At 31.9% G+C, this 9629-nt stretch carries 10 protein-coding genes; 2 read left to right on the top strand and 8 right to left on the bottom strand.

From position 1 onward, the window contains the following. The first annotated feature begins 239 nt into the window (after positions 1-239). Complete coding sequence (gene yyaC, locus PP176A_RS15200; protein ID WP_071141326.1) at positions 240-866, top strand: spore protease YyaC; 627 nt, start codon at positions 240-242, stop codon at positions 864-866. Positions 867-893: 27 nt separating this feature from the next. Here the strand turns inward: yyaC and PP176A_RS15195 are convergent, their stop codons facing one another. From PP176A_RS15195 to ade, 5 genes are all read right to left on the bottom strand, one after another. Next, the gene (locus PP176A_RS15195; RefSeq protein WP_071141325.1) at positions 894-1169 is read right to left on the bottom strand and encodes a YkuS family protein; all 276 of its coding nucleotides are present in this window, start codon (positions 1167-1169) and stop codon (positions 894-896) included. A 51-nt stretch (positions 1170-1220) separates the two neighbouring features. Continuing rightward, the gene (locus PP176A_RS15190; RefSeq protein WP_071141324.1) at positions 1221-2105 is read right to left on the bottom strand and encodes a diacylglycerol/lipid kinase family protein; all 885 of its coding nucleotides are present in this window, start codon (positions 2103-2105) and stop codon (positions 1221-1223) included. Between the two features lie 11 nt (positions 2106-2116). Further along, complete coding sequence (locus PP176A_RS15185; RefSeq protein ID WP_071141323.1) at positions 2117-2632, bottom strand: DUF4446 family protein; 516 nt, start codon at positions 2630-2632, stop codon at positions 2117-2119. 14 nt (positions 2633-2646) lie between these two features. Continuing rightward, positions 2647-3789 carry an aminotransferase class V-fold PLP-dependent enzyme gene (locus tag PP176A_RS15180; protein WP_071141322.1) on the bottom strand — a complete coding sequence of 381 codons (1143 nt, stop codon included), beginning with the start codon at positions 3787-3789 and terminating at the stop codon, positions 2647-2649. A 104-nt stretch (positions 3790-3893) separates the two neighbouring features. Continuing rightward, positions 3894-5612, bottom strand: a complete 1719-nt coding sequence (gene ade, locus PP176A_RS15175) for an adenine deaminase (protein ID WP_071141321.1) — start codon at positions 5610-5612, stop codon at positions 3894-3896. Between the two features lie 482 nt (positions 5613-6094). Between ade and PP176A_RS15170 the strand changes: the two genes are divergently transcribed. Then, on the top strand, positions 6095-7345 hold the full coding sequence (locus PP176A_RS15170; RefSeq protein WP_071141320.1) for a GNAT family N-acetyltransferase: 1251 nt from the start codon (positions 6095-6097) through the stop codon (positions 7343-7345). Positions 7346-7462: 117 nt separating this feature from the next. Here the strand turns inward: PP176A_RS15170 and PP176A_RS16780 are convergent, their stop codons facing one another. From PP176A_RS16780 to PP176A_RS15165, 3 genes are all read right to left on the bottom strand, one after another. Beyond that, the gene (locus tag PP176A_RS16780) at positions 7463-7672 is read right to left on the bottom strand and encodes an ABC-2 family transporter protein (protein WP_083382006.1); all 210 of its coding nucleotides are present in this window, start codon (positions 7670-7672) and stop codon (positions 7463-7465) included. After that, positions 7647-7781, bottom strand: a complete 135-nt coding sequence (locus PP176A_RS16650) for a hypothetical protein (protein WP_255401688.1) — start codon at positions 7779-7781, stop codon at positions 7647-7649. The genes PP176A_RS16780 and PP176A_RS16650 overlap by 26 nt, the downstream gene beginning before the upstream one ends. Before the next feature lie 94 nt (positions 7782-7875). Beyond that, entirely contained in the window at positions 7876-9621 is a 1746-nt protein-coding gene (locus PP176A_RS15165; RefSeq protein WP_071141319.1) for an NADH-dependent [FeFe] hydrogenase, group A6, read from the bottom strand. Between the last annotated feature and the right edge of the window lie 8 nt (positions 9622-9629).

Raw genomic sequence — 9629 nt, 5'->3', positions numbered from 1 at the left:
GAAACCTATAAAAAAATCTCATTTTATCTTAATATATCAATGCTTAGATAGAATCTTTTTTCACCATACCAAATATTTACATTATAAAATTCAATTTTAAAATAATTTGTTTAGTTATATTTTCAAAAATTTTTATTATTGATAATTACTCAGTATTTCTAAAAGTATTTATGGTAATACTTCTATTATTAGAAATAATTTAATACAAATATAATAAATATCTGATCTGGAGGTTAAAAATGAATTTCATATTAGATTCTCAGGAAATAAATTCAAACTCTCCTTATGCAATACGAGATTTTAGTAATATCATATTAAAATATTTATCCGAAAAATATAGTCATAACTACAAGGAACTGTTATTTGTCTGTATTGGTACAGACAGAGCTACAGGAGATTCTTTAGGACCTTTGGTAGGCCATAAGCTGACGCCTATATTATCAAAGTATAAGAATATTCATATTTTAGGAACTTTAAACGAGCCTATCCATGCAAAAAATCTCGAATCTAAAATTGAATTTATTAAAAATAACTTTGAAAATCCTTTCTTAATAGCAATCGATGCATCTCTTGGAAGATTTGATAAAATAGGAATGATAAATATTAAAAAGGGGTCCCTCAAGCCTGGTCTGGGAGTCAATAAAAAGCTTCCAAACATAGGGGATATCAGTATTACCGGAGTTGTAAATATCGGTGGAATTATGGAATACGTAGTACTCCAAAATACCAGATTAAGCTTAGTAATGACTATGGCGGATATTATCACCAGAAGTATCCACCTCGCAGTCTATAAGCATTTTATAGAAGACAATTCTGTAAACAGAGCTATTCAAATCAAACAAAATGACCAATTTTTTAAAAATTAGTCATTTTGTTTGAATAATAGAACGATTTTAAAATAATGGAGTGTAAATTCTATTCTTAATTATCTTATCTATTTCGTCTATAGATTTATTATTTGCATTTATAAGTATTGCTCCTTTATTATAACTATCGAGCTCATCATTATAATCATAATCTCCAATATAAGGTGTCTCATTTCCTTCATTCATATATACTATAGCATCCGACTCTACTCCGTCTTCCATAGAAATAATATTGTATCCCCGGCGTTTTAGTTCGTCCTTAATTTCATTTAAACTGTCTTGAACTGCCACCTTTTTCCCCATTTTCTATTCCTCCCAAAGGTTTTTACAATATTATTCTCTTTAAAAAATTTTTTATTCACAAACAACATTTAATCCCTTATTGTTGATGGTAAAAGATGCCTCTTCACCTATTTCCTTTAATTCTCCATCTATATTTAGCCATAATCTTTCTAACCCCTTAATTTTTATTTCCTTTCCTTTATAAATATTAACATATTTTCCAAACTTTATATGCTCTCCCCAAAAAATTGAAGGAAAAACCAAAAATAACTTAACAATATTTATTCTTCTTATAACACAAACATTAAAATAACCATCCTCTATTATAGCAGAAGGACAAATTTTCATTCCTCCGCCATAATATTTTCCATTTCCAATTGCCGCAAGAATAACTTCCTCATTTAAGTGCATGTTATCTATTTCAATTTCTAATATTTTATATTTATAACTTAATAAAGTTCTTATAAAGCCTATTACATAAGATATCCTGCCATTTATTCTTGACCTAATTTTCCAAATATTTTTAATTACTTCGGAATCTAAGCCTATACTTGCAATATTTAAAAAAAGATTATTATTTACAAAGCATGTATCAATTTTCTTTGAGTTCCCTATTAGGATTAACCTTAAGGCTTCTCTTGGGTTTTCAGGAATTTTTAATGTCCTCGCAAGATCATTTCCGGTCCCCCCAGGAATAATTCCTAAAATTCCCTTTCCGCCTCTCATTATTCCCGTAGCGACTTCATTAATGGTTCCGTCTCCTCCTACAGCAACTATAATTTTATGCCCCTTAGAAATACCTTCCTTAGCAATTTTTATTGCTTCTTTTGGAGCATGTGTTATGCTGATATCATATTTTTTTTTGTTTTCTTCCATTGTACTCTTAATTATTGAAATCAAGCTTTTTGCTCTTCCATTCCCTGCTATGGGATTTATAATAAAAAGTATGCTATCCATTATCATCCTACCTATCCATTAATGTTTTGTTCTCCTCTTATAGCTCTGTCTATGGCTTGCATTTCCTCAACAGAAAGAGGATATTTTGATTTTCCTCCTTCTACTGATTTTGCATATGAATTCGAGTAATCCCTGCTATATATATTGGTAATAATTACTCCATTTAAATTACTATCAAGAAGAGCTATTGAAAAACTCAATTCACTTCCCATATCAGGAAAGGCATTATATCTTATAAACCCTATTTTCTGAATTGCAAATTTGAACCTTTTATTCAAATCATCATATTTATTTTCTAACCTTGCATTATCTATTTTTATTTCATTTACTTCATTTAAACATTCATTCATCATTTCTTCTAAATTTACTCCATCTACATTCTTCACTAAATTGTTATATTTATCTGTAATTCTTGATATTCTAAACTCCGCTATTATATACAATATAATGACGACGAGTAGACTTATTATAAGTCCGCATATTATTTCAATATTATAATAAGATACAATATCTTTAATTAATTCCATATAGTTCTCCTCTCCTAAATTTGTCTTGATATGTTCCTAATTGCATCTATTCCAATTTCAATTTCTTCATGAGTATTAAAAATACCAAAACTAAATCTGATTACTCCTTGCTTAAAAGTTCCTATCGTTTTATGAGCAAGAGGTGCACAGTGTAATCCCGCTCTCGTCCCTATATCATACTCCTCGTCTAAGATACAGCTTACCTCTGAAGAATCCTCGTCTCTGATATTCAAAGAAACTACCGCTCCCTGCTCTTTTACATTTGCCGGACCATAAACCTTTACACCTGGAATCTTAGTTACCCCATCTATAAAATGTTCCGTTAGCTCTTCCTCATGCTTTCTAATCCTATCTATCCCATAATTCATAATATATTTTATACCTTCACCTAATCCAATTATCCCAGGAGCATTAAGAGTTCCGCTTTCATACTTATCTGGAAGTACATCCGGCTGTATTAATGAATTTGAAAAACTTCCCGTTCCTCCTTCCTTTAGTTCCTTAAGATTTATCCCATCTCTGATATAAAGCCCTCCTGTCCCTTGTGGTCCCAAAAGTCCCTTATGTCCCGGGAAGGCAAGTAAATCTATGTTCATATTTTCTACATCAATATTGTATACTCCTGCCGACTGTGCAGCATCTACCAAATAAATAATGTGGTGTTTTTTAGCGATTTCTCCAATACTCTTTATAGGCAGGATAGTTCCTGTAAGATTAGAAATATGAGTCGTTACTATAAGTTTTGTATTTTTTTTAATACGCCTTTCAATATCTTCAGGGTTAATCCGCCCCATTTTATCTCCATATATTACAGTAGTTTCTACCCCAAAATCTTGAAGTGCTCTTAAGGGCCTTAAAACTGAATTATGTTCCATGGATGTAGTGATCGCATGATCTCCGCGCCCTAATAAACCCTTTATTCCTATATTCAAGCTTTCCGTACAATTAGAAGTAAATATTACATTCATTGAATTTTTTATATTAAACAGCTTAGAAATTATTTCTCTGGTTTCATATACACCTCTTCCCGCTTGAAGTGATAATTTATGTCCTGAACGTCCCGGATTCGCTCCGTATTCTCTCATTGCCTGCATCATTTTATTGTAAACAATTGTAGGCTTTGGATAAGACGTTGCTGCATTATCAAAATATATCATAGTCTTCGCCCCCAACAGATATTTACATACTTAATTATATCATATTATATGTAATACCATGGAAAAAATTGAAGCGTAAAATAGTCCATATACATTCTTTAATATTACAAAGAAATATCTATGAATTTAAAATTAGTTACGTCAAATAGCCCTAAATCCGTAACCTTAATTTCCGGAATAACAGGAAGAGCTATAAAAGCCAACGTCATAAAGGGTTCCAAATCCCTATTAACGTGAAGTTTCTCATAAGCTATTTCAATCATTTCCTTAAGTTCCTTACTCACCTCTTTTAAAGGCTTTTTTGACATTATTCCTCCTATTTCCAGGGGAAGGTTTTTAAGAATTTTCTTTTCCGATACTAAAGTCAATCCTCCCCCTATTCTCCTTATTTCTTCTACTGCTTGTGCCATGTCTTCATCATTATCACCTATAACTATCAAATTGTGAGAATCGTGCGCTATGGTAGAAGCAATTGCTCCATTTCTTAATTGAAAATTCTTCACCAATCCCAATCCTACATTCCCTGTACCTTTATGCCTTTCTATTACAGCTACCTTAAGGATATCCTTCCCATCTGAAACAAATTTGCCGTTTACAACATTTACTTTTTCTTTTACTTTTTTGGTAACTACATTATGGGGAAGAAGTTCTATAATATTTGCCTTATCTGACTTAAGGTTTATTTCCAATTTGTCCATTGTAAAATCCTTTATATTTACCGTATTTTCAACTTTATGAATATCTGACGGCTGAACGTCAAATAAAGGTTCTCCCTTTTCTGCCACTAGCTTACCTTTCTTAAACACTTTTAATATATTTAAGCTCTTAAGATCATCAATTACTACGAGATCTGCTATATAGCCTGGAGCAATAGCCCCCTTCCCTTTAAGTTTGTAACATTGGGCTGCATTAATGGTAGCCATTTTTATTGCATCTATTGGTTCTATACCTTCTTTTACTGCAAGCCTTATATTATTGTCTATATGACCGTTTTCCAAAATATCTTCAGGGTGCTTGTCATCTGTACAGAAAAGACATCTGTTTATATTATTTTTATTAACTTCTCCAATAAGAGTCCTTAAATTTTTCGTTGCAGAACCTTCTCTTATAAGAATGTACATCCCTACCCGCAGCCTATCTTCCATCTCTTTTATGGTGGTACATTCATGATCTGTCCTTACTCCGGAAACCGCATAGGCATTCAATTTTTTCCCTTCTATTACCGGGCCATGACCATCTATTAATTTGTCTCCGGCCATGAGAATTTTATCCAACACATCATCGTCTCCATTTATAACTCCCGGATAATTCATCAATTCTCCTAATCCCAGCACCCGGTCTTCATTTATCAACTTTTTCAAATCATCTGCTTTCAGTACGGCTCCTGAATTTTCAAAGGAAGTTGCCGGAACACAACTCGGAAGCATTATCTGTACATCTAAAGGAATATTTTCACTATCCTTTAATATGTATTTAATTCCGTCTAGTCCCTTTACATTTCCAATCTCATGAGGATCTGCTATTACTGTAGTCGTTCCGCAGGGAACGACTGCCTTCGCAAATTGACTGGGACTTACCATTGATGATTCAATATGGACATGCCCGTCTATAAATCCGGGAGCAATATAAGTTCCCGTCAAATCCATTTCCACTTCTCCGAAATATTTTCCTATTCCTACAATTTTATCGTTCCATATAGCTATATCTCCTTGAATTATTTCATTAGTAAAAACATTAATAACATTACAGTTTTTTAAGACCAAAGAAGCTTTTTTGTCTCCCCTTGCCACATCTATCATATCTTTCAGCATATGTTTATTCATTTTTCTTAACTACCTCCCGTTTATATAAATAATAAATGATCTTTTTAATATATTGTAATAAATATATTGTAGCATTTATATTTTTTAAATTTAATATTTTTTTTATTATTTTTTAATTATTTAACATGACAAAATTAACTATTCTATTCTTGAAAAATATAAAATCTTCCAAGAATAGAAATTATTTTATAACGAACTAAATAGTTTAAAGTAAATAGTCTCTTTGTAACCCCAACATATCAATTAATACTTTTTATATTCTTATATATTAAGTCGAACCCATATCGTATCTCCTTAATTAAATTATTAGCTAAAACTTCATATATACAAATCTCAAAAACTCAATGTTATTTAAAAATAAAGCAACATAGAACCGATATTTTTGGTATAATCTAATTGAACTCATTCGCTGTAAAGGAATCTATCAGAACCCAAATAAATAAGGCATTTTATATTTTTAAATGAACACGGAGGAAATAACAATGAGAGAAATTCGTAAATTAAATGAAACACATATTGATGCATATACGGATATTGCTTTTAACGCATATCCCAGTTTTAAAGACTTTACGGAAGAAGCTATGAATAAATACAAAGAAACAGTAGCATACATCATGAACAATGACTCAGCAGTAACTTTTTACGGAATGTTCGAAGATGAAAAGTTAATTGCGGTAATGCGTTTATTTGATTTTAAAATGAATTGTTTCGGGAAAATAGTTCCTGCTTCCGGTCTCGGATTTTTAGGTGTTCACCTGATGCATAAAAAAGAAAAAGCAGCTAAGGCAATGGTCGAATTCTATGAAAAAACCTATAGAGATAAGGGAATCCCTATCGGAGCACTATTACCTTTTCGCCCGGATTTTTATAAAAAAATGGGATATGGAATAGGTTCAAAGATGAACCAATACAGGTTACCGCCAAATAGGATGCCATTGTATTCTGGGAAAAGCGATTTAAGATATGTAGCAAAGAATGAGTTTGACATGCTTCTTAAATGCCATGAAAGAGTAGTTGCTAAAACTCACGGAATGATGATGAAAATCGGCGATGAAATAAGAAATTTAACAAGTGACCCATATAATAGAATCGTGGGAAGTTATGATGAAAACGGAAATATTAATGGATATATTATATATAAATTTCAAAATGCCAAAGCTGGTAATTATACCGTAACTAATATATATGTAAAAGAATTGATTTATGAAAATACCGACGTACTCAGAAAATTTCTCGGTTTTCTGAGGAAGCAAGACGATGAAATCGATTTGATTATTTTTAATACAGAGGATGAATATTTTTATTATTTATTTGACAATCCTCTGAATGATTCTTTGAACTATATTCCTTATGGATATATTGAAAGTAATACACAGGCAGTTGGCGTAATGTATAAATTATTTGACATAAAGAAAGCATTTGAGCAATGTTCCCATAGAAATTACGGAAATTCAAATTTAAATGTGCGTTTTCTGATTTCGGATGAGTTAAGTAAAAATGTAAACGAAATTATAGTAAATTTCAAAGATGGCAAAGCACATACCAATGCTGAAAAATATGACGTTACAGCAAAAATCCGTACCTCAGACTTCTCATCATTATTCTTGGCGAGCGTATCAATCATGGGATTGTATAATTTGGGACTTATAAAGTTAGATAAAGAAGAATATTTAGACGAACTGGACAGGACATTCTACTACGCTCAAAAGCCGGTATGCTATACTGACTTTTAATAATAGTCTTAAACTATGGTTATAATTTGTAAGATCTTATATATATTAAATTGTAGAAGAGATTGGACAAGTACAACTCAAATTATAGTTTAATCAAAAAAACATATATCTGTTTAATTAAGCATAATATTTCTTTAAGCTAAATTTCCATACTTTCACTGCTATAAACAGCCATATAATACTTAATGCAAATGTAAAAAATATTATTTCTTTATTAAACAGATATAATGCAGGAATATTATATATAGCTAAAGCAGTAATAACAAAAGTAAAAAACTGCTGTAATCCCCTCGGAAAAATGCTAATCGGTTTTTTCCCAAATTCCATCAGTTTTGTATTGTGGTTTTATAAGATTTTTAATTGATTCTTTAAAACCTTCCCTTTTAATATTGACTTTATAAGTCTTTCTCAGATCTTTCACCTTTATAATACTCATAATTCATCCCCTTTTTCATGTTAATAGACAAAAAAGTATCGCAAGCTAATTTAAATAGTTTTGCGATACTTTCTATTTCCTTAATCTTTATATCTTATTCGGTATATTTAGGCCTTTTTACATAATGGGTATGGAGAATTTCATGAGCTTTATGGCTATTTGGTTTTTCAAAGAATTCATCATAGATCATCTTAATCATTGGATTTTCATGAGATTTTCTTATAGTTTTCGACTCATCTTCTTCATATAATGCATTAGCTCTCTTGCCTAAAACATCTTCTTCCGTTTTTGTCTTATCACTTACGAAAGGCTGACCTCCTCCGTTAATACATCCTCCTGGACAACCCATTATCTCAATAAAATGATATTCCTTTTCTCCTGATTTTACTTTTTCCAATAATTTATTGGCACATCCCGTACTATTTGCTACAGCAATCTTAATATTTTTATCTCCAAGAGTAATTTCGGCTTCCTTTATTCCTTCCAAGCCTCTTACTTCATTAAATTTTATCTTTTCTAATGGTTTATTTGTTACTACTTCAGATACAGTTCTTAATGCCGCTTCCATTACTCCTCCTGTAACTCCAAATATTACCGATGCCCCTGTAGATTCCCCGAATACTTCATCAAAATCTTCATCAGGTAGCTTATTAAAATCAATACTTGCCTGTTTAATCATCTTTGCCAGTTCTCTTGTTGTAATAACAGCATCTACATCTGGAAATCCTGATTCTCTCAGCTCTTCTCTTTTTGCTTCAAATTTCTTTGCCGTACAAGGCATCACAGATACGACAAATATATCCTTAGGATCTAAGCCGTGTTTTTGTGCAAAATATGTCTTCATTACTGCTCCCAACATCTCATGAGGTGATTTGCATGTAGACAAATTTTCCAACATATCCGGATGGAAATGTTCACAGTACTTAATCCATCCAGGAGAACATGAAGTCACCATGGGAAGCTTTCCTCCGTTTTGTAACCTATCTAAGAGTTCAAAGCCTTCTTCCATTATAGTTAAATCAGCACCAAAATCCGTATCAAACACCTTATCAAAACCCATTCTTCTTAAAGCTGCTGCCATCTTTCCTGTTACTCTTGTACCTATAGGAAGACCGAATTCTTCTCCCAAAGCTGCTCTAACTGCCGGCGCAGTCTGTACAATTACATATTTTGATGAATCTTCTATCGCGTCCCAGACATAATCAATGGATTCTTTTTCCTTCAATGCTCCTACAGGACAATTAATTATACACTGTCCGCAATTAATACAATCAACTTCTCCCAGACCTTTATCAAAAATAGGTCCTACTGTTGTTCTAAATCCTCTATTTCTAAACCCTATAGCACTAACTCCCTGAACTTTACTGCAAACACTTATACACCTTCCGCAAAGAATACATTTGGAAGGGTCCCTTACAATAGATGGAGAACTGGTATCTACAGGTTTTACTGTTTTTTCACCTATAAATTCTATATTTCTTATACCAATTTCATCAGACAGCCTTTGTAATTCACAGTTTCCGCTTCTTTCACAGGAAGTACATTCTCTATTATGATTTGATAAAAGAAGTTCCAAATTTACCTTTCTTGCCTCTCTAACTCTCTTTGTATTTGTCTTAATTACCATACCCTCTGCAACAGGCAAAACACAAGATGCCTTTAAATTCTTTTGCCTTTCAACTTCTACAAGACATAGTCTGCATGAGCCCACTTGATTGATTCCTTCCAGATAACAAAGGGTAGGAACATATACTCCAGCCTCTCTACAGGCTTTTAAAACTGTATAATTTTCTGGTACTTTATAACTTTTACCATCTATAGTAACATTTATCATTTCCATTTTTATTT

This window comes from Sporanaerobacter sp. PP17-6a (assembly GCF_900095615.1).
Taxonomy (GTDB): domain Bacteria; phylum Bacillota; class Clostridia; order Tissierellales; family Acidilutibacteraceae; genus Acidilutibacter; species Acidilutibacter cellobiosedens.
The sequence above is the reverse complement of the archived record's forward strand: the minus strand, read 5'-3'. Positions and strand labels throughout refer to the sequence as shown.